This is a genomic window from Corynebacterium propinquum DSM 44285 (genome assembly GCF_000375525.1).
Taxonomy (GTDB): domain Bacteria; phylum Actinomycetota; class Actinomycetes; order Mycobacteriales; family Mycobacteriaceae; genus Corynebacterium; species Corynebacterium propinquum.
This window is the reverse complement of record NZ_AQXC01000009.1, coordinates 39,195-57,435: the sequence shown is the minus strand read 5'-3', so window position 1 is coordinate 57,435 and position 18,241 is coordinate 39,195. Positions and strand designations below refer to the sequence as shown.

Here is an 18,241-nt window from a genome sequence, read left to right as displayed (position 1 = left end):
GACTTAAAACCTGTTAAAGCGGCCCGGCGCGCGCTCGTGCCGATGCACTCGTGACCGATACCCCGGCGGTCACCTCCACCAACACGTCACGATTATCGCTCCGGCACGAATCCACGGTGGCATGGTTGGCTTCCGCAGTCTCCCGTGCGGCCAGGCACGGTGGTTCACCGCGAGCGAAGGCTTCTGCTCCAGCGACCGCTGCCATATCTGCTGCGAGTTGCCCTTGATGCCGCGCCACCACGTGGCTGGCTACCCCAATCAGAGACAGGGACACCGCCACAATGGCAACGATGATCCCGGCCGCTGCCACGGTCGCGTATCCATCATCGTTGGCCTCATTGACGAGGCGTTGGAAGCGAGGCAGACGTTGCTTGTGACCACCATTGTTTGTGGGCTTCATCGTGTCTCCACGGGATAGACGGCACTAGCACTGCGGGTTCCGAAGACCGCGGGAACTTCCGCAGTCACGGTCACCAGCCCAGCAGCTTCCTGCACGCTGATCTCTGCGCTGTTCGGTGGTTGGTAGTCCACGCCGATGGCGTGCGCCCTGGCGGCGGCACTTGCTGCATCGATAGCGGAGATATGTGCGCTGACCGTGGCGATCGCTCCGATTATCAGCGACGTGACAATGATCAACGCAGCCAGCGCGAATGCAGCTTCGATCGTGACCGAACCGCGCTCGTCGCGAAGCCGTCGCACCGGCCTCAGCTGAAGCAGCTGCCGACGGCGCGACGGCTGCGGAAAGCGCGCGCTATTAGGACGGAGTATCGGACAACGCATCGGTGATAATCGACTCGATTGCATCAGTGACTCCCCCACTGCTGACCACTAAGTAGAGCGCGGCCGCCAGCGCTGCGGCAGCCAGTGATCCCATGGCGTATTCAATGGTGCTCATACCGGAGTCGTCGGCAAGCAACTGCAATCCGGGCTTTTTCGACTGCGCACCACGTTTTGCCTGGCGTTGCCGGGATTGGTTCGCTTGTGGGTTGTGCGTCCCTGACTTCGTGAGCAGAAGATTTGCTGGCTGGTCTGGTTGAGACGATGGGAATGGTGTGGTCATGATGACTCCTTCTCATTAAGGTGAAAGTTTTTCATTTTCTGTGTGTCTGCGCGAAACATTTCCGGTGCTACCCCGTGGAAGTGGCAAGCAGATCGGTTGCCAGACTGATCACGACTGGGGCCAGGCCCAATAGAATGAACGCTGGCAAAAAGCACACCGCGAGCGGCAAAGCGATGAGCACCCCAGCACGTTCTGCGGCTGCTCGTGCATGATCTGTGGCATCCGCACGCACACTGACCGCTAGCTCACGACACCGTGGCGCGATACGTGCTCCGGACTGTCGGGCTGATTCGATAATGGTGGCCAGCTCCGCAAAACCATCATGGGTGCGCATCTCGCGAAAAGCTTCGCGCTCTGCAATACCGACAGCTTCTAATTGGCTTATTTTTCGCCATACCGAGGCCGTATCGCTGGCTGCAGCTTCTGCAACGACGCTGGTCGCAGTATGCAGTCCAAGACCGGACTCCACGCAGGCGGCGAATAGTTCGATATCAGCAGCGATGTGCAATGGGTGCGGTGCTTGTGGCGGCTCCCGCGGGTTTTTCGTCGTGCTTGTTTCCGCAGCCAACCTGCCTGCGGTCGGGGCAGCCGGAATACAGAGCGCCCCTGCCAGCAGAACCATCCCGAGTGCCAGCATTATCTGCCCGGTCATGGCGTATCACCTACTGCTTTGCTGGTGATTGTGCGCGACCACATGAACCCTGCACAGGACAGTCCGACGCCGCATACGAGGGCGATCCCGCCAAGCTGTGTCGTGAGCAAGAAGCTGATAGGTGCCGCGCCCATCGCCATCCCCATGGCGATCCCGGCTAGTGGCAGGCACGTCAGGATCACTGCGGTTGCTTGTGGGCCTTGCAAGCTGGCTTCGGTGGCACTGCGGTGCCTGCTGGCCCCAGTGATGCTGCGATGTACGGATTCCAATAACCCGGCAAGTGCTATACCGTGGCGTCCGGCTGCTGACCACAACACTGCCAACCGTTGCAGCTGCGGTAGCTCCGCAGAGCTGTGCTGGGTGAATGCATAGGCCGGGCTGTGGCCAAATCTGGCTTGCGCCGCTGCGGATTCCGCAATGGTACGCACCCGCGGCGGGGTATCGTCGGGAAGGTGCTCTGCTGCGGTTTCGACGGCATGAGAATGATGCGCACCAGAATCAATATCTGCTGCTAGCTGACCAATATAGGTTCCCAGTGCCTTGGTATCCGCCATAATTCTGCGTCGCCGCACTACTTGTCGCACACTTACCAGCACCGTTGCCGCAGCGATAGCTCCGGCAACCGCGAGTGCGAAGGTTCCCACCGCCATGAGCACGGTGACCACCAAAAACACCACCGTAATTGTGAGTACAAATTCTTTGGGGACAAGTGCTCGCTGCGGTTTCCCGATGCGTGCCCGCGCTGCTACCGGTGAGATCACCATTGCCAGAGCCAGACACATCACTGCCGCACTCATCATGCCGACACCTCGGCGGAGACATCTGCTTGCCCAAATTCCCACACGGTTGTAATCCGCAACGGGTTTGCCTGTAGCTGCCCAATCTGGGCGAGCCTGCGGGTTCCATCTGCCCCGCGCTGCATCACCAATACCACTTCGACAGCGGCAGTAAGTTGTGCATGCAGCGCCGCGCGTTCTAAACCGCCCAAAGCACCAAGGGCTTCCAAGCGCGCCGGAACTTCTGCGAGACGGTTCGCATGCAAGGTCCCTCCGCCCCCGTCATGCCCGGTGTTCAGTGCCGCCAGAAGATCCACGACTTCCGCACCCCGAATCTCTCCCACGATGATGCGGTCCGGCCGCATGCGCAAAGCCTGTTTCAACAAATCAGAAATACTGATAGCCCCACCGCCCTCGCTGTTGGCACCGCGCGCAGTCAGGTTGACCACGTGTGGGTGATTCGGGGTCAGCTCCGGGGTGTCTTCGATACAGACCAACCGTTGCCCGGGATCAATTTCGCTAAGCAAAGCCGACAGCAACGTGGTTTTCCCGCTTCCGGTTCCGCCCACGATAAGAAAGGATCGTCGTTGTGCGATCAGGTCATGCAAGAATCGTCGTGAATAATCATCAAGGCTGCCGCGCTGATGCAACGAATCCAGGCTTGCGGAGTGTGATCGCAAAACCCGCAGGCTAATACACGTGCCTTGTTGCGCTGGTGGGCTTAATACCGCGTGGAAACGCAGCGCAATATCTTCTTCGCGACGAATTCTGCCATCCACGCACGGTTGCGCATCATCCAGTCGCCTGCCGCACAGACTCGCCAGACGCACTGCTAACCGGCGGACTTCTTCATCATCACGGAATTGGATCCCTGCTGCTTCTAGCCCTTCCCCGCGGTCAAAAAACACGGAATCTGGGCCATTGACGACGATGTCGGTGATCCCCGATAGGGACAGCAGCGGCTCTAAAACACCGATGCCGACGGTGTCATTTTTCAATTTTCGTAGGATTTCGAGTACGTCGAAATCACTAATCACCCCAGATTCTTCGCGGATCAGGCGTGCCAGTCGGGGTGGATCGTCGACAAGACTGGGCTGTGCCGCAACCCGACGTTGGATGGTTTCTACAATGTGTTCTGTAACTGACATGTGTGATGCTTTCTCTGGGCAGGTGGTTGGATTTCGTTCGGGCTATCGCGCAGCTGCTGTGTTCCAGCCGTATTCTGCGAGCACGGCATAGGCAGCTATGGATAATGGCTTCGGTATACGCGCAGGTAAACCACCACTTTCAGTGATTTTCGTCAACCGTTTGATAGTCCCGATTTCTGCGATGACATCACTACGCACGAGGTCTTCAATTTCCTCGATGCTCAGGGCAGACCACTGACGATGCCGAACCACCACACTGTGCGGTATGTGGCGCGCAAAAAGCTGTGTACTGATGTGCGCGGCCCGTGCCGCGCAGCGCAATTCCGCGGGGCACACCACTACTGCTGCATCAATCGACCGTGGAATCTGAAAAGGGTTGGCATCAACGACCGACAATCCCGGTTCGTTGTGCAGCGCAGACAGGACGGATTCAATTTCTTCCTGGTTGCGGAAACTTTCTGTTCCCTCATGAGTGCGTCGTTCTGTCAACACTGCGATACCGTCATCGGTTCTGGGTAAACACGCACGAAGATCGCTGGCATTGATGTGGCCTTCGCCCAAGTTGAGATCGGGCCACCGCAGACCGTCATGTTTTTCTATTCCCAGCAGTAAATCCAGGCCACCGGAATAATCCACGGCGTCGATCAATGTCACGGCACCAGCGTTGTTGTGTGCCGCAACCCGCGAGATCGCAGCCGCCACCGTCGACGCACCTGTGCCTCCACCCGCAGCGATTACCGCGATGGTTAAGTGCGGATCAGTGCGAGACGACAACTGCCTGCTTGGGCTTGTCGAATAGGCCGGACTGGCGGGTCTAACCGGACGCGTTGGGTTTTGCGATCGAGGGCGCTGCGGTATCTGCCGATCACCGCCCTGCTGGGCGCTGTGGTGCAGGCCTTGCTGCGCGTGTGCACCCAGCGCTGCCAGAATCTCTTTGTTCTGCGCAGGAATGACAAAACCGGCGTGTGCCGCGCAGGCCTGAACTAGTTGTTCATCGACCGGGCCGGGATCCAAACACACCAGATACGCAGGGCTGGTTAGTCGTGGCGGACCACCAGAAGTCGTCGACAAGAGTTCCGCGTGTTCGGAGTCGAGAAATAGAGCTTCGGCCCGTGCACCCAACCGATAAATATCGCGCTCATCGCTGGCAGTAACCACCCGGTGTCCAGTGGCAGCGGCGATGTGGCTTGCCTCTGTGCGCAAAGTGGGATCTGTGATGGCGAGGACGATGGAAGGATCTTGCGTGTTCATGGCATCTAGCCAAGCCGGAACAACACCGCTGTTCAACGGCACGTCCCGGATCTGTGGAGAACTCAGTCAACCTGTTGTCACGTCATCGATCGCCCTGTGGACAACCCTGAGATTTCTGCCAATTTTCGCAATTTTTCTGCTGAAGCCGCCCACTATGTAACAACTCGACACATCAAAGGGATAACCCAACTAAGATGGCTTGTGTAACAGGAGATAACAACAAATAACAACCAACAACACGAGTCACAACAGCACCATTAATCACATCAGTGGCAGCAGTCAACGCTGCACCAACCAACACTGCACCAACCACAGACTTCTTACGGCAGGTACCTATGCATGATCCCCACAGCACCGCCGACCAGTCCCAGCAACAACAGGCATCCTCGCACTCGCGCCCACACCCGCACCCACATCCACAACCACAACGCGGGCAGGTGGCAGCGTTTTTTGACCTGGACAAAACCATCATCGCCACCTCATCGGCTTTCGCCTACGGGCGCGAATTCCTCCACAACGGGCTTATCACCCCGCAGGACGCGCTGAGTCTGTCTCTGGCCAAAGCCAGCTATATGTTTGCTGGTCAATCCAGCGCCCAGATGGATTCCACCCGAGACCAGCTCACCTCCATGATCACCGGCTGGTCTGAAAAACACGTGCGCGACATCGTGCACGAGACCATGCATACCGTGCTCACCCCAGCGATCTATAGCGAGGCCCGGGAACTGATCCAGGCGCACCAGGACGCTGGCCACGAAGTCATCATCATCTCAGCCTCGGCACGCCAGCTCGTCGAACCAATCGCCGAAGAATTCGGCATCACGGAGGTCATCAGCACCGAACTGGAGATTATCGACGGCGCGTTCACCGGAACCGTCGAGTTCTATTGCAAAGGCGGCGCCAAGGCCGACGCCATCACCGCGCTTGTCGACGAACGCGGCTACGACCTCAAGCACAGTTATGCCTACTCGGACTCTGCGACTGACGCTCCGATGCTGGAACTCGTCGGCTATCCAGTCGCGGTCAACCCGGATCGCGCACTAAAAAAGATCGCATTGGAACGGAGCTGGGAAATCCGCAGCTTCAAAGATCCCGCGCCACTTTTCCAGCTGCCCGGCGCGAAGGAAATCGGAATCGGCGCAGGGCTACTCGCGGGAATCGTCGCACTGGTAACCGCAGGAACGTTGCTGACTAAATTCTATGCCCAGGATAAACCGGCGAAAACAGCGAAACCAGCAGCAGTATCGTCGACACGCGCGCCCGCAATCCCCATGCCCAAGGGGCTAGACTGGAAGTTTTTGGATAGCTGGTTCAAAAAGTCCAGCGCCTAAACTCCACGGGCGAACGGCAAGGACGTACAATTAATACACAAGACTCGATTTCTGCGAATATTCTGCGAAAAGCAAGGGAAGGTATAGCGTGAGCAAGCAAGGACTTTTCACCGATGGCGCCGACGATTTTAACCCAAAGGTAGATTCCATCCCCTTAAGCGATGCTGATACCGCCAAACCAGGCGAGACCTCCATCGGCGATTTAGTTTCTAATGCCACCACGCAGATCTCTAGCCTGGTACGCGCAGAGATTGAACTTGCCAAAACTGAGCTGGCAGGCGAGGCGAAAAAGGGCGCTATCGGCGGCGGAATGTTTGCCGTAGCCGGCACCGTTGCTTTGTACAGCTCGTTCTTCCTGTTCTTCTTCCTGGCCGAACTCTTGGCCCACCTGTGGCTGCAGCGCTGGGCTGCATTCCTCATCGTCTTCCTCGTGATGCTGGTCATCGCCGCAGTCGTCGCATTGGTTGGAGTAAAGAAGGTAAAGAAGATTCAAGCACCGAAAGCCACTATTGAATCTGTGGGTGAGCTGAAGAAGCTCCGCCCAGGTTCTGCCAGCAAGTCGCTGGAGGGCCCATCGGGAATGTACACCTAATCGTCCCCTCCCCAGCTATGCCACCACCCCAGGCCGGAGTGCCTGGGGTACAGTGTGTGCATGCCCAAACGTTCCGCTAAGCTTTCACCATCCATCGTCGAGTTGGATGGCCCGTTCCAGCACGGACACGTTCATACCCACGGCCTCCGTTTGCACACCGTCAGCGCCGGTTCCAGTAGCGACCCGCTGATCGTGCTGTTGCACGGGGCCTTTAGTGGTTGGTTTGAATACCGCCACATCATCGCAGAGCTTGCCGACGCCGGTTTCCGCGTCGTCGCAGTCGACCTGCGCGGCTACGGCATGTCGGATCATCCGCCGGTTTCCGCGGGGCAAGATATCCGTAGCGATTCCGGCCAAATTTCCGGGCTAATTTCTGCGCTCGGCTACGAATCGGCTTATCTTATTGGCTACGACATCGGCGGCGCACTTGGCTGGGCGCTCGCCAGCAAATCCCCGGAACGAGTCCGCGGGTTCATCGCAGTCGCCAGCGCGCACCCTGTGGATCTGCGCAAAACTGTACAAAGCCACCCCTGGAATTTCCTGTGGATCTTACTCCGCGCCGCCATCATGCGGCTGCCATCGTTTGTCTATCTTCCGTTCCCGCGGCGCTTCGAATGGCTTTACCGGCGCAATTTACACAGCGAGACCACGGCAGATTTTAGTGCTTCCCAGGCTTTTGCCGACGAACTTGCCCTGCGCATTCAAGCGTCCAAAATTGGACGGACCCGTGCTGTCGCGCTACAGCACAATCGCCAGCTATTAAGCTTCGCCCCCGGGAGCTGGCTGGACCGGCCGGTATCTGTTCCGGTGACGATGATTCACGCAGACCAGAGTTTGTGGAAACAGCTCACCGTACGAAGTGCTCGTCGTATGCGCGCCCCCTGGAAATCGCTGACCATGCAGGGCGCGAAGAATATGCCACACGTGGAACGCCCACAGGCTTTCGTGCGCACGGTGGTCCAACAGATACGCGAATGGACAACCGCCGAGCTGACCAGCGTCTCTGGCACTAATCAGCACTAACCAACGCTAATCAGCATTAATCTGGGCAAACTAGCGCTAAAACAGCGCTAACCTGTGGGTACTGGCACGCACGAAAATTACTGTGCGACGCAAGCTCCGGTGTCTACCGGGGCGGTCAACGCACCAAGCGCACCGACTTGCTGGCGCACCTCATCAGCAGTTAATGCATACCCGGTGTCTGAGTTATCCACCGCGGCACCGAAGACCATACCAATCACGCGACCGTCGGCAGTTGTGACCGGACCACCGGAATTACCCTGCCGGATATTGCCGCGCAGGGTATAAACTTCACGCTCTACCCTGCCTTGGGCATAAATATCGGGCCCGGAAATGCGGATCTGATCGCGCACCCGCGCAGGCGAGGCATCAAACGGCCCAGACTGCGGAAAGCCCATGACAACGGCGTCGTCACCACTCAGCGCCGGCTGCTCCGCCCACGGCAACGCTGGTAGTCCGAGATTCGGAACATGCAGCACCGCGATATCTATATCCGGGTTATAGTAAACAACTTCGGCTTCACGCACGCCCACCACGGTATCGGCGCGCACGCTGTGGGTACCGGCAACCACATGGGCATTGGTGAGAATATAGTCTTCTTGCGCCACAAAACCGGTGCCCATCAGCCGCCTGCGGCACTGGTCAGATTCTCCCATCACGTGGATCACCGACGGGCGGGCATCGTGCACCATTTGTTCGTTATCCACGTTGATGCGTGGGGCTTCGACCTGGTGGTTTTCCTGGTGCCGTTCAAACGGGGAGACTATCGGCGGCAACCCGGATTCGTTGAGCATCGCAGAGATCTGCGCTGGAAGACGTTCGGCTCGATCAGGAACCAACGAGTTCATCGTCGACAACACCGCGGAGCTGCGCAGCATCTGACTAAACGCACCCGTGGTACCTGTGACCAACGGGATAGACACCAGCCAGATCAGAATTGATACCGCCACGGCTTGGGCAACAGAACCAATCGCAGAATCTACTGTCTGCACTGATTTCAGGCGTAAGCTTTCCCGTATTTTGAGCCCGAGAGAAACTCCCACCAGGTGCCCAATTGCAGCACTGATGAGCAAACTTCCGATCGCGAGCACGAAACGGGCCAGCGTGTTTTCGGTCAACCCCATCAACAGTGGCGCGATTGCACCACCGATGATCAAACCGGAGATCACACCAATAAAAGACAGGATGGATGCGATCGCACCTTGTCGCCAGCCGATCCCAATGCTGGTCAGAATGACCAAAATGAGGATGAGATCAACGAAAATTGATTCTGTCACGGGAAAATTCTACTCGCTTCCAGCGCTAGCAGGCTCTAGCGCAGCGCCTCATTGTTACGTGATTTCTGCAGGCTTTCGCGTAAGTCAAAAACTTTCTCGCGGTCCCATTCCCGCTCCCAACCAGATAGGTGAAAAATCGCATTGAGCAATCCGGCGGTAAAACCCCAGACAACGTAGTCGCGCACAGAAAACGCCGGGCCGGTCCACGACCCATGTTTAATGGCGAAACGGTTTTCTGGAGCCAACAGATCCGAGACAGCGACAGTAAAGACGTCATCCGCCTCATCCGGGCTGGTGACATCCACCGACGAGGGCGTATCCCAATAGCTCAAGACCGGGTGCACCTGGTTTCCGGTCACGGGAATGGCCAGGTCGCGAAATTGCTTCAACGGGGTGACATTATTTCGGTTCAGCCCGGTTTCTTCCCAGGCTTCCCGCAATGCGGTATCCACCGGTGACCTATCCGTGGCATCGATGCGGCCACCGGGAAAAGCAATCTGCCCAGAGTGACTGCGCATGCCTGGGTGCCGGTGTGTCAACAACACGGAGGCATCAGCTGGTACAGCAGCAGACGCAGCCCCGCCGTCGGCAGGTGACGCCCCACCGCCAAAAAGCACCAGCACCGCAGCGTGTTTGGTGGCCTTCGGTTCCGGGAGGTTGAATTCTTCCGGACGGCGATTCGGTAAAAAATTCTGCAGGCTATCTTCTTGCAGGCTGGCGAGTTTCTGCAACCACTGCGGTGCGAGTTCCGGTTGCACTGTGATGTTATGACCAGGGCTGTCGGCATTCGCGATCACTAGACAACACCTTCTATGCTTTCGATAATCTCATCTGCGGAGCGGAACGGTTGCGCAAAAACTTTCTTTTGGGTGTCACCCACGTACACAATGGTAATGGGAATCACTCCCGGCAATCCTAGTTCCGTGGCGAATTTATTGTGTGAATCTTGGTAGCTCACGAAATCCACACCCATCTCGTCCAGCATACCCGCACCATTTTTGGCGTTCTGATCTGCGTGAACCCCCACAATCTGCCATTCGGGGTGCTGTTTTTGTACTTCCTCCAAATACGGGATTTCTTCGCGGCACGGCTGGCACCACCAGGCCCACATATTCACGATGGTGACCGCGTCGTCCTCTGCGATATTCGCGCCGTCGTGGTCGGTGCTGCCTTGTTCAGTGCTCTTGCCGACGCCCGATACCGACGCAGGCTCGTGTTCCGAAAGGCACGGTAGTTCCAAGCCCACCCCCGGGATTGCTGGGCTTGGGCATGCTGGGCGCTCGATGCCCGCCAGGTCGAGTGCGCCGCTCGCACTATCCGCATCACTGCCTGCACCGGCGGCTTCGTTCCCGGATTGATGGGCCCGACCGCCATCGCCGGCATCTGCAGCATCCGCAGCCGAGCCATCCGAATTGCCACTCAACAACGTGTACGCCCCGAAGCCCACCGCTACGGAAAGAACCAGTGCGATGACGCTAATAAGGGCTAAGGCAGTCTGTTTATTCATCAAAATCCAGAATAATACAGTCGATTAATACAGCCTGCTTACGTAATGCGCACACGCCAAGACCACGGTGAAACCACGGGTTAGCCCAAGCAAATTCTCAGACCACACAGAATTGGTACACAGTATATTTATTATGATGGAGGCATGATTGCTCTTACCGTTATTGTCCCGATCGCACTTGCGGTCTTTGCCATGGGGATGGAAAAGCTCGAAGCAAACGCTTTGGCCAGCACCACCGAGAATCCTGGCGGCAAGGCGGAAGCGTAAATATAATCGATCTTCGGATTTTCGCCCATCAGAGCAGCGTCCCCACTACAGTGGGGTATATTACAACAGCAATCACAGCTACAACGAGCCTAGTCCAAGGAGACAAAAGTGGAAGACGTACACGAGATCCTTTCGCGTGCAGGGATTTTCCAGGGCGTAGACCCGGAAGCAGTCGACAACCTCATCGAGCAAATGGAGACCGTGAAATACCCACGCGGTACCACCATCTTCGAAGAGGGCGAACCAGGTGATCGCCTGTACATCATTACTGCCGGAAAGATTAAACTCGCCCGCCACGCTCCAGACGGCCGTGAAAACCTCTTGACGGTCATGGGCCCGTCCGACATGTTCGGCGAACTCTCCATTTTTGACCCGGGCCCACGCACCTCGTCCGCGATTTGCGTCACCGAAGTACGCGCGGCCACGATGAACTCCGAAATGCTGCAAAAATGGGTATCCGATCACCCATTGATTGCACAACAATTGTTGCGTGTTCTGGCCCGTCGTCTACGCCGTACCAACGCTTCCTTGGCAGATCTGATCTTCACCGACGTGCCAGGCCGCGTGGCCAAGACACTGCTGCAGTTGGCAAACCGTTTCGGTGTACAAGAAGGCGGCGCACTGCGCGTCAACCATGACCTGACCCAGGAAGAAATCGCCCAATTAGTTGGTGCTTCGCGTGAGACCGTCAACAAGGCGTTGGCGACGTTCGCACACCGTGGCTGGATTCGCCTTGAGGGCAAGTCCGTACTGATCGTGGACACCGAGCACTTGGCACGCCGCGCTCGATAAAAACACATTCAGCATTCGGCGTTCTGCCATTGCATGTGGCACGCCTGGATCACTGCCACTTGATACTGACCCTGCCAGGTGGCCACCGGCGTTTGTTGCAGGCGCAGCGTCATTGCTCGCGCCGCACAACCCACGGCTATGCGGTTAAGGATCCACGCCAAACCCATTCCGACACAAACCAAGCCCGAGCGATAAACGGCTAAGTTATGAGCTTTGCCCGGTTTTCGCCGGGCTTTCTTGCTGTCTCCCGTCGAGATAGCGCAGTGCCACCCGAGTCGACTGTTCAGCAGCGTGGCGCAATACCGGGTCAACATCTTGATACATCGCATCGATCAGCGTCTGCAGGTCGACGTCATCTCCGCGCTCAGCGCGAATTTCCCGAATCTGTTCCAGGCGGTATTGCCGACGCTCCAGGTATTTTTCGGCCCATTCCGCAACGTTATCTTGGTCTGGTCCGTGCCCCGGCAGCAAAGCCACTCCCTGGCCGCGTTCTTGCAGCATCCGCAACGTCGTCAAGTATTGTCCAAGGTCACCGTCGGTTTCGGAAATCATGGTGGTGTGGCGCCCGGCGATCGTATCTCCGGTGATGATGCCCTCAAGTTGGGATTCATGCGGGGTGGAAGACCACACAAAAAAGCACACACAATCCGAGGTATGCCCTGGTGTGTACACTACTTCCACCTGTGGGGTGACCCCTTCGATCGAAATGACTTCGCCATCCTGCAAAGCTGCGCCATCCACGCAGTAGCCAGGATCAAAAGCCCTTACTGGCGCGTTGGTTAACTGCCGGAACCGTTCGGCGCTATCTGCGTGATCATGATGACGATGGGTCAGTAGCGTCAGCCCCACCTCGCGGGCTTGCCCACGAACGACATTGAGATGGCCTTCATCTTCCGGGCCGGGATCAACGACGATCGCACGATCATCCTCCCCTGCCCGAATGATCCAAGTATTTGTGCCTTCCAGTGCCGCATAGCTGGGGTTGGCACACAAGACCACTCCCACCGATGGAGTCACGGGGCGAAGCTGACTATAAGCAGGATGCTTCATGCCTTATACCGTACTAGAACTCCGCAGTTCGACGACCATTTCTACTTCGACCGGCGCGTTTTTCGGCAGCGCCGCTACCCCGACGGCAGAACGGACGTGTACGCCTTGATCACCAAAAATCTCGCCAACCAGCTCGGAAGCACCATTGACGACACCCGGCTGCTCGTAAAAGCCCGGCGCGCTCGCAACAAAACCAACGAGTTTGGAGATGCTGGCGACATTGTCCAGACCAACTTCGGCATCCACTGCGGCCAAAGCATTCAATGCGCAGGTGCGCGCAGCCGAATAAGCTTCTTCTGCTGAGACCTCATCGCCAACCAGCCCGGTTATCGGCAGCTGGCCGTCGACAAGCGGCAATTGGCCAGACGTCCACACCTGGTTGCCCACTCGCTTCGCTGGCACATAAGCCGCCAGTGGCTTAGCCACCTCCGGCAACGTAATGCCGAGTTCTGCCAAGCGATCTTTGATGTTGGCAGCCATGCTTAGACCAACTCGCGTTTGAAGTAGGCAACCAGGTTTTCTGGGTTCGGGCCAGGGATGATGGTTACCAGCTCCCAGCCGTCTTCACCCCAGGTATTGAGGATCTGCTGGGTAGCGTGGACAAGGACAGGTGCGGTTGCGTATTCCCATTTCTTCATGGGCTTAATTCTACCGTCTGCTCCGTGCCGACGACTAGAGCTCAGCGCCGAGAGCTCAGCACCAACGCGCCACAGCTGCATAGTTGGTCCTAAATCTCGCCACCATTAGAAAGGTAGCTGGCCCAATCCGTCACGTGCGGGTTCTTACGCAAGATAGCCCGACGCTGGCGCTCGGTGAGCCCGCCCCAGACACCAAATTCCACCTCATTATCCAGCGCGTCTGCGCAGCATTCGATGACCACCGGGCAGTGTCGGCAGATCATGGCGGCTTTGCGTTGCTCTGCTCCACGCACAAATAATGCGTCCGGGTCGCCGTTGCGACACTTGGCCTGAGCTACCCATTCACCACGCTCCACAGTTGCCGCAGAGATCTTTGCCGTTTTCCGGCCGTAGGCTCCGCGGTAGCTCGAGTTGCGTTGGGGGTTGCCAGGCGTGGCAGGCATGAAGTGACTCCTCAAGGTTGACAGCGAGGGTGTAGTTTCCGCTGAGATGTTCCGGATAGTTTAGGGCGCAACACAGTTCTTGTCGAATGTGTCACACTTCCAGGGGGAGTGAGTGCTTTTGCCACACACCTTTACTGCGTAAAGTATCTATCGTGTCTTATTCCAAATCGATGATCACCATAATGCTGGCAACACTCGGTGTGTCCGCGGTTATCGCCGCGGCCATCGCGCCGGTTGTCGGCATTACCGGGGCAAGTGCAGCGCGCGCGGAGCAGGCGATGGAATCTGACCTCACTGATATTCAAGAAGGTGGCGCACCAGGTGTGTCCACAATGTATGACAGTGAGGGCAATGTGTTGGCGAATTTCTTCAGCCAGCGTCGTCATGAGGTTCCGCCGGAGGAAATCTCGCAGGCAATGAAAGACGCCATCGTCGCGATCGAGGACAACCGCTTCTATGAGCACGAGGGCGTTGATTTCCAGGGCTACCTGCGCGCCTTAGCCACCAATATTGCCGCTGGCGGTGTGCAGCAGGGTGCGTCGACGATCCACCAGCAATACGCCAAGAACTGGGCTTTGCTTGTCGACGCCGACACCGACGAAGAGCGCCAAGAAGCCATTGAACAAACGATTGCGCGTAAGCTGCGCGAGATCCGCGTTGCTGCCGATTTGGATGACCGTCTGAGCAAAGAAGACATCCTGGCTGGCTATTTAAACCTGGTGCCCTTTGGTAACCACGCCTACGGTATTGAGGCTGCCGCGCGCACGTATTTCGGTATCTCGGCGGCAGAACTGTCCGTTCCGCAGGCGGCGATGCTCGCGGGAATGGTGCAGTCTTCGGAATACCTGAACCCGTATACCAACCCGGATGGTGCCACCGATCGGCGCAACACCGTGCTGCAGGCCATGGTCGATCACGGATATTTGGAGCAGGCAGCTGCCGACGGCTTTAAAACTGAACCACTTGGTGTGATGGAATCTCCCGACACCCTGTCCAATGGCTGCATCGGTGCGGGTGATGCCGGTTTCTTCTGTGACTTTGCCTTGCGATACTTGGAAGACCGCGGCATCAGCACCGAAGAGCTACTGGCCGGGAAATACGACATCCACACCACCCTGGATCCGGGCGTGCAATACGAAGCACGCCGCGCGGTCTCAACCTACACTGACCCGCATGCCGACGGCGTCGCCGAGGTCATGAACGTACTAGAACCAAGCCCGGATTCGCGCCGCATCCTGGCGATGACGTCGTCACGCAATTACGGCTTAGACCAAGAAGCGGGCGAAACCATTCTGCCGCAGCCGTATTCACTAGTCGGCCACGGCGCTGGTTCCGTCTTTAAGGTCTTTGCCGCTGCCGCAGCAATTGAAGACGGCATGGGCATTGAGCAATACATGAGCGTGCCGCGCCGCTACGAAGCCGAAGGCTTAGGCCATGGCGGTGCACCGAACTGCCCGGCCAACCGCTACTGTGTGGAAAACTTCGGTGAATTTGCCGAGTCGATGACGCTGCGGGACGCCTTAGCTCATTCCCCGAACACGCCATTTGTCCAGCTCATGGAACGCGTGGGAGTTCCAGCGGTGGTGGACCTGTCGGTTGATTTGGGGCTGCGCAGCTACGCCGAAGAAGGCACCCATGATGGTGAACGTTCCATCGCGCAATTCCAAAAAGATGCCAACTTGGGCTCCTACGTGCTCGGTTCCACCCCAGTTAATGCGCTGGAATTGTCCAACGTCGGCGCCTCCCTGGCCTCGGGCGGTAACTGGTGCGAACCCAACCCGATTGATGCGATCTATGACCGCAACGGCCAAGAGGTGTACCTGGAACGGACACCATGCGAAAACGTCATGGACTCCAACGCCGCAACCGCATTGTCGCAAGCAATGACCGAGGATGAAATCTCCGGTACCGCGGCCAACGCGCGCGCTGCCGAAGGCTTCCCGGGCACCATGGCCGCAAAAACTGGTACCACCAATGAAAACTTCTCGGCTGCCTTCTTGGCATTCAACTCCGGCATCGCGGCCGCTCCGTATATCTTCAACGACAGCACCACCACGATGTCGCTGTGCACCAGCCCAGTGCGCCAGTGCGGAAACGGCAATCTGTTTGGCGGTACCGAACCAGCGCGCTCGTTCTATAACATGGCGAATAATTTGCCACCGGCATTAAACGGCGGCGTTAGCGCTAATTTTGACCCGGCTTTTAACCAAGGGCTCGACGCCGCCAAGCTCGACGAAGTGCGTGGATTGCGTGAATCTGATGCACGGAATCGTTTGGCCGAGTCCGGTTTAGAAGTGCGTACGGAACGAGTCGCCGGCAACGGCATGCCCGCTGGCCGTGTGGTCAGCGCGGATTTCACCGGGCCCGCAAATAGCGTGGTTGTTCTGCGCATCTCCGACGGTTCCACCCGCCGCGCGCCGTCGGCAAGCGAACAATCCGGCACGAATAGCACCGGTGGCGGAGCACCCGGCGGCAACCAGGCGCCACCAGCACCCGGCATCGATATTGAACAGGAACTAGAAAACGCCGCCGAGGAATTGCGAAACTTGTTTAACTTCTAGCCCTGCAAGCGAGCTTTCACTGCCTCCGAGATGCGCTTACCATCTGCGCGTCCGGAGGCTTTCGCGTTCGCGGCCTTCATCACCTGGCCCATGTGCTTCATGGACAGCTCCTCCCCCGCATCGGCGGCAACCTCGGAGATGACGCCGTCGACAAGCTCGCCTAATTCGTCGTCGCTGAGCTGACGTGGCTGATAGTTTTCGAACACTGCCACCTCGGCTTCCTCGGCCTCGGCAAGCTCGTCGCGGCCATTGTCGCGGTAGATCCCGGCGGATTCACGGCGCTTTTTGATCTCACGGGCAATGACCTTCAGCACATCATCATCGGTGAGCTCCGTGCGGGTGCCTGTGGAGGTTTCTTCCGCCTGGATAGCAGCCAACAACATGCGCAATGCGGACGTCGTTGATTTATCCTTCGCCTTCATGGCCGTGGTCAGGTCCTGACGGATGCGCTCTTTCAGCGACCCCTGCGGGTCACGAGCCTGTGCAGTGTTTTCAGCAGTGTTGTTAGCGGTGTTTTCAGCGGTGTTGTCAGCGGTGTTGTCAGCAGTGTTGTTAGTCATAGGCTCAAACATACTCGCCTTGTCGGGCTTGGCAATGAGCTCGCCACCCGAGTCTGACTAGACTAGGGGGAGTGACTATTACGTGGAAAACTGCACTGACCACCACTACCGCTGCCGCCATTGGGGTCGGCGCTGGAACGCTGGCCTGGGCGGTCTCAGAGCTCAACCGCTTCGAGCTCAAAGAGCACACGCTGCCTCTGCTACCTCAAGGCACTCTGGGCAAAAAACGCAGTGCCCATGGGCAGCCTGAATTCCGGATTCTGCATGTCTCAGATCTGCACATGATTCCCGGTCAATCCACGAAGATCGCCTGGGTGCGCGATCTGGCCCGGCTGCAGCCGGACTTGGTGGTCAACACCGGCGATAACCTTTCCGACGAGCACGCGGTTCCCGATGTTCTCCGCGCCCTGGATCCGCTTCTCAACAACCCGGGGTTGTTCGTGTGGGGCACGAATGATTACTGGGCCCCGCAGCCGGTCAACCCATTCCGGTACCTGACGGGTAAAAAGCGCACGCCTTCGTATGTGGATTTGCCGTGGCGCGATATGCGTGCGGCGTTTATCGAGCGCGGCTGGCTTGATGCGAATCAGCGACGGCACGAGTTCCGGGTCGGTAATGTACGTTTGGCGGTCGCCGGCGTGGATGATCCGCACCATGACTTCGATGACTACGACGAGATCGCCGGCGCGCCCAACCCGGATGCGGATCTGGCGCTGGCTCTGTTGCATGCCCCAGAGCCGCGGGTGTTGCAGCGGTTTGCTGCCGACGGCTACCAGCTGTCACTGTCTGGGCATACGCACGGCGGGCAGGTGTGTTTGCCAGGGTCCAAGGCGCTGGTGACCAACTGCGGCATTGATCGGGATCGTGTCCAGGGGTTGCATGACTTCGATGGCATGGCGATGCATGTGTCTAACGGCTTGGGCACCTCGAAGTATGCTCCGGTGCGATTGTTCTGCCGACCATCAGCAACACTATTACGCATTACCGAAAAAGACACGTAACGCTTGTCGACGTTTTCCTTGCGTACGCTGCGGTTTCTTAGCCTTTTGTAGCCCGATTTGTGTTCTTTATGCGCGCTATAATAAGATATCCAAGTCGCAGAAATTAATACTTCATCGCGATGGCGGGGCGTAGCGCAGCTTGGTAGCGCATCTGCTTTGGGAGCAGAGGGTCGCAGGTTCAAATCCTGTCGCCCCGACAATAAGAAAGCCTGGGAAGATTTTCCTTCCCGGGCTTTTCGCTATGCGCGGGTGATGCCCGACGCGAACGCGGGTTAAGGGTTAAATGCCAACGGCCGCACCCAGCCCGTGTTGAGG

General features: G+C 57.8%; 22 protein-coding genes and 1 tRNA gene. 8 read left to right on the top strand and 15 right to left on the bottom strand.

The genetic code is table 11. From position 1 onward, the window contains the following. Nucleotides 1-13: 13 nt before the first annotated feature. The 7 genes from B142_RS0108435 to B142_RS12975 all read right to left on the bottom strand — a co-directional run bounded on the left by B142_RS0108435 (nt 14) and on the right by B142_RS12975 (nt 4,887). On the bottom strand, nt 14-400 hold the full coding sequence (locus B142_RS0108435) for an Rv3654c family TadE-like protein (RefSeq protein WP_018121107.1): 387 nt from the start codon (nt 398-400) through the stop codon (nt 14-16). Then, nucleotides 397-699, bottom strand: coding sequence for a hypothetical protein (locus B142_RS0108430; RefSeq protein WP_018121106.1), 303 nt, complete (start codon nt 697-699; stop codon nt 397-399). Before B142_RS0108430 ends, B142_RS0108435 begins: the two co-directional genes overlap by 4 nt. Nucleotides 700-754: 55 nt before the next feature. Next, the gene (locus tag B142_RS14035; RefSeq protein ID WP_026167985.1) at nt 755-922 is read right to left on the bottom strand and encodes a DUF4244 domain-containing protein; all 168 of its coding nucleotides are present in this window, start codon (nt 920-922) and stop codon (nt 755-757) included. Nucleotides 923-1,127: 205 nt separating this feature from the next. Next, nucleotides 1,128-1,712: a type II secretion system F family protein gene (locus B142_RS0108420; RefSeq protein ID WP_018121104.1), complete on the bottom strand. Its 585-nt coding sequence runs from the start codon at nt 1,710-1,712 to the stop codon at nt 1,128-1,130. Then, nucleotides 1,709-2,512: a type II secretion system F family protein gene (locus tag B142_RS0108415; protein WP_026167983.1), complete on the bottom strand. Its 804-nt coding sequence runs from the start codon at nt 2,510-2,512 to the stop codon at nt 1,709-1,711. Before B142_RS0108415 ends, B142_RS0108420 begins: the two co-directional genes overlap by 4 nt. Then, entirely contained in the window at nt 2,509-3,636 is a 1,128-nt protein-coding gene (locus tag B142_RS0108410) for a TadA family conjugal transfer-associated ATPase (protein ID WP_018121102.1), read from the bottom strand. The genes B142_RS0108415 and B142_RS0108410 overlap by 4 nt, the downstream gene beginning before the upstream one ends. A 42-nt stretch (nt 3,637-3,678) precedes the next feature. Continuing rightward, nucleotides 3,679-4,887, bottom strand: coding sequence for a CpaE-like family protein (locus B142_RS12975; RefSeq protein WP_155860969.1), 1,209 nt, complete (start codon nt 4,885-4,887; stop codon nt 3,679-3,681). A gap of 335 nt (nt 4,888-5,222) precedes the next feature. Here B142_RS12975 and B142_RS12350 point away from each other — a divergent pair, with 335 nt between their 5' ends. From B142_RS12350 to B142_RS12345, 3 genes are all read left to right on the top strand, one after another. Further along, complete coding sequence (locus tag B142_RS12350) at nt 5,223-6,218, top strand: HAD family hydrolase (protein WP_018121100.1); 996 nt, start codon at nt 5,223-5,225, stop codon at nt 6,216-6,218. Nucleotides 6,219-6,306: 88 nt separating this feature from the next. Continuing rightward, entirely contained in the window at nt 6,307-6,810 is a 504-nt protein-coding gene (locus tag B142_RS0108380; RefSeq protein ID WP_018121099.1) for a phage holin family protein, read from the top strand. 60 nt (nt 6,811-6,870) lie between these two features. Beyond that, complete coding sequence (locus B142_RS12345; RefSeq protein ID WP_018121098.1) at nt 6,871-7,833, top strand: alpha/beta fold hydrolase; 963 nt, start codon at nt 6,871-6,873, stop codon at nt 7,831-7,833. A gap of 77 nt (nt 7,834-7,910) precedes the next feature. Here the strand turns inward: B142_RS12345 and B142_RS0108370 are convergent, their stop codons facing one another. Genes B142_RS0108370 through B142_RS0108360 form a run of 3 tightly spaced genes read right to left on the bottom strand, consistent with a single transcriptional unit; the run spans nt 7,911 to nt 10,614 of the window. Next, nucleotides 7,911-9,107, bottom strand: coding sequence for a MarP family serine protease (locus tag B142_RS0108370; RefSeq protein ID WP_018121097.1), 1,197 nt, complete (start codon nt 9,105-9,107; stop codon nt 7,911-7,913). 35 nt (nt 9,108-9,142) lie between these two features. Further along, nucleotides 9,143-9,904, bottom strand: coding sequence for an NUDIX hydrolase (locus B142_RS0108365; protein WP_018121096.1), 762 nt, complete (start codon nt 9,902-9,904; stop codon nt 9,143-9,145). Further along, on the bottom strand, nt 9,904-10,614 hold the full coding sequence (locus B142_RS0108360; protein ID WP_018121095.1) for a TlpA family protein disulfide reductase: 711 nt from the start codon (nt 10,612-10,614) through the stop codon (nt 9,904-9,906). The genes B142_RS0108365 and B142_RS0108360 overlap by 1 nt, the downstream gene beginning before the upstream one ends. 144 nt (nt 10,615-10,758) lie before the next feature. Here B142_RS0108360 and B142_RS14195 point away from each other — a divergent pair, with 144 nt between their 5' ends. Both B142_RS14195 and glxR read left to right on the top strand, forming a co-directional pair. Beyond that, nucleotides 10,759-10,881 carry a hypothetical protein gene (locus tag B142_RS14195; RefSeq protein ID WP_018121094.1) on the top strand — a complete coding sequence of 41 codons (123 nt, stop codon included), beginning with the start codon at nt 10,759-10,761 and terminating at the stop codon, nt 10,879-10,881. Between the two features lie 108 nt (nt 10,882-10,989). Next, the gene (gene glxR / locus B142_RS0108350) at nt 10,990-11,673 is read left to right on the top strand and encodes a CRP-like cAMP-activated global transcriptional regulator GlxR (RefSeq protein ID WP_018121093.1); all 684 of its coding nucleotides are present in this window, start codon (nt 10,990-10,992) and stop codon (nt 11,671-11,673) included. 204 nt (nt 11,674-11,877) lie between these two features. Here the strand turns inward: glxR and B142_RS0108345 are convergent, their stop codons facing one another. From B142_RS0108345 to B142_RS0108330, 4 genes are all read right to left on the bottom strand, one after another. Next, entirely contained in the window at nt 11,878-12,723 is an 846-nt protein-coding gene (locus B142_RS0108345; RefSeq protein ID WP_026167978.1) for an MBL fold metallo-hydrolase, read from the bottom strand. A 3-nt stretch (nt 12,724-12,726) separates the two neighbouring features. Then, nucleotides 12,727-13,203 carry a RidA family protein gene (locus B142_RS0108340; protein WP_018121091.1) on the bottom strand — a complete coding sequence of 159 codons (477 nt, stop codon included), beginning with the start codon at nt 13,201-13,203 and terminating at the stop codon, nt 12,727-12,729. A gap of 2 nt (nt 13,204-13,205) precedes the next feature. Then, nucleotides 13,206-13,361 carry a Sp36 family protein gene (gene sp36, locus B142_RS13660; protein ID WP_018121090.1) on the bottom strand — a complete coding sequence of 52 codons (156 nt, stop codon included), beginning with the start codon at nt 13,359-13,361 and terminating at the stop codon, nt 13,206-13,208. An 89-nt stretch (nt 13,362-13,450) separates the two neighbouring features. After that, nucleotides 13,451-13,819, bottom strand: a complete 369-nt coding sequence (locus tag B142_RS0108330) for a WhiB family transcriptional regulator (protein ID WP_375544302.1) — start codon at nt 13,817-13,819, stop codon at nt 13,451-13,453. Nucleotides 13,820-13,956: 137 nt separating this feature from the next. On the opposite strand from B142_RS0108330, the gene B142_RS0108325 reads away from it, so the two are divergent. After that, entirely contained in the window at nt 13,957-16,365 is a 2,409-nt protein-coding gene (locus B142_RS0108325; RefSeq protein WP_018121088.1) for a transglycosylase domain-containing protein, read from the top strand. On the opposite strand, the gene B142_RS0108320 is transcribed toward B142_RS0108325, so the two are convergent. Beyond that, nucleotides 16,362-16,925, bottom strand: coding sequence for a GatB/YqeY domain-containing protein (locus tag B142_RS0108320; RefSeq protein ID WP_018121087.1), 564 nt, complete (start codon nt 16,923-16,925; stop codon nt 16,362-16,364). The genes B142_RS0108325 and B142_RS0108320 overlap by 4 nt on opposite strands. Nucleotides 16,926-17,002: 77 nt before the next feature. Here B142_RS0108320 and B142_RS0108315 point away from each other — a divergent pair, with 77 nt between their 5' ends. Next, a complete protein-coding gene (locus B142_RS0108315; protein WP_155860977.1) occupies nt 17,003-17,926 on the top strand; it encodes a metallophosphoesterase in 924 nt (307 codons plus the stop codon). A 123-nt stretch (nt 17,927-18,049) separates the two neighbouring features. Further along, a tRNA-Pro gene (locus B142_RS0108310) sits at nt 18,050-18,123 on the top strand. Nucleotides 18,124-18,241 lie beyond the last annotated feature (118 nt).

Bases quoted from the DNA above. Each gene is read 5' to 3' on its own strand.
- B142_RS14195 (WP_018121094.1), top strand. From the start codon at position 10,759: ATGATTGCTCTTACCGTTATTGTCCCGATCGCACTTGCGGTCTTTGCC.
- B142_RS0108410 (WP_018121102.1), bottom strand. From the start codon at position 3,636: ATGTCAGTTACAGAACACATTGTAGAAACCATCCAACGTCGGGTTGCG.
- B142_RS12345 (WP_018121098.1), top strand. From the start codon at position 6,871: ATGCCCAAACGTTCCGCTAAGCTTTCACCATCCATCGTCGAGTTGGAT.
- B142_RS0108345 (WP_026167978.1), bottom strand. From the start codon at position 12,723: ATGAAGCATCCTGCTTATAGTCAGCTTCGCCCCGTGACTCCATCGGTG.
- B142_RS0108320 (WP_018121087.1), bottom strand. From the start codon at position 16,925: ATGACTAACAACACTGCTGACAACACCGCTGACAACACCGCTGAAAAC.
- sp36 (WP_018121090.1), bottom strand. From the start codon at position 13,361: ATGAAGAAATGGGAATACGCAACCGCACCTGTCCTTGTCCACGCTACC.
- B142_RS0108340 (WP_018121091.1), bottom strand. From the start codon at position 13,203: ATGGCTGCCAACATCAAAGATCGCTTGGCAGAACTCGGCATTACGTTG.
- B142_RS0108420 (WP_018121104.1), bottom strand. From the start codon at position 1,712: ATGACCGGGCAGATAATGCTGGCACTCGGGATGGTTCTGCTGGCAGGG.
- B142_RS0108435 (WP_018121107.1), bottom strand. From the start codon at position 400: ATGAAGCCCACAAACAATGGTGGTCACAAGCAACGTCTGCCTCGCTTC.
- B142_RS12350 (WP_018121100.1), top strand. From the start codon at position 5,223: ATGCATGATCCCCACAGCACCGCCGACCAGTCCCAGCAACAACAGGCA.
- B142_RS0108360 (WP_018121095.1), bottom strand. From the start codon at position 10,614: ATGAATAAACAGACTGCCTTAGCCCTTATTAGCGTCATCGCACTGGTT.
- B142_RS0108415 (WP_026167983.1), bottom strand. From the start codon at position 2,512: ATGATGAGTGCGGCAGTGATGTGTCTGGCTCTGGCAATGGTGATCTCA.
- B142_RS12975 (WP_155860969.1), bottom strand. From the start codon at position 4,887: ATGAACACGCAAGATCCTTCCATCGTCCTCGCCATCACAGATCCCACT.